This is a genomic window from Oleiphilus sp. HI0128 (assembly GCF_001635365.1).
The window spans coordinates 1-699 of the sequence record NZ_LWGG01000051.1 but is presented as its reverse complement, the minus strand read 5'-3'; the positions used below and the strand labels follow the sequence as shown (position 1 = coordinate 699).

Annotated in this window: 1 protein-coding gene; it reads right to left on the bottom strand. The window is 42.9% G+C overall.

Annotation, left to right across the window (positions count from 1 at the left end; genetic code table 11):
* Nucleotides 1-84: 84 nt before the first annotated feature.
* A partial coding sequence (locus A3763_RS00735) for a LysM peptidoglycan-binding domain-containing protein (protein ID WP_156494782.1) occupies nt 85-699 on the bottom strand: 615 nt, incomplete at its 5' end.

The following is a 699-nucleotide window of genomic DNA, read 5'->3' as shown; positions in this document are numbered from 1 at the left end:
TCGAATTTAGTGAGTACTTATTGTCTGAATGATTTTAGAGGTGGCTTCCTAGGTTAAAATAAATTCTAGCCTCGGTAACGGGGCCTAAGTAGCTGTTATGTCTACGTAGATGGTTAGCTTCTGTCCTGGCTGTAGATATTTTTTCTTGTTTAGCTTGTTCCAGCTTACTAGGTCATTAATCGTTACGCTGAACTTACTTGCGATGCGAGCGAGCGAGTCACCTTTTCTTACTCGATAGCCAATCTTTCTGATCATTTGCCTTTTATCTCTAAAAGACGGTAGCGGCATGCTTGCTTTACCTACATCCTTAAGTGACCAGATAATTAATTCCTGACCTGGCTTAATCGGGTCAGTGGGTGCCATGCCGTTCCACTTGGCTAGAGAGCGAACGCCTACTTTGTGAGCTCTGGAAATATCCCACATGGTATCTCCAGAGCGTACTTTATAACGTAGTTTCTTGCTGCCTTGGCTTCCGGATATTTTGTCTTGCTTGCGCTTGAGTCGATTATGCTGGCTTAAGTTGTAATAAGCTTTACCTTCAGATGCAACAGGGATAAGTAATTTTTGTTTCTCTCTGATCGTGTTAGAGCGCAGCTGATTGACTTGCTTAATCAAGGCTGGAGTTGTGTTGAATTTCTTTGCTATGCGAATTAAGGAGTCACCGCGTTTTATACTGTAGCGAGTCCAGTTGAGCCTCTT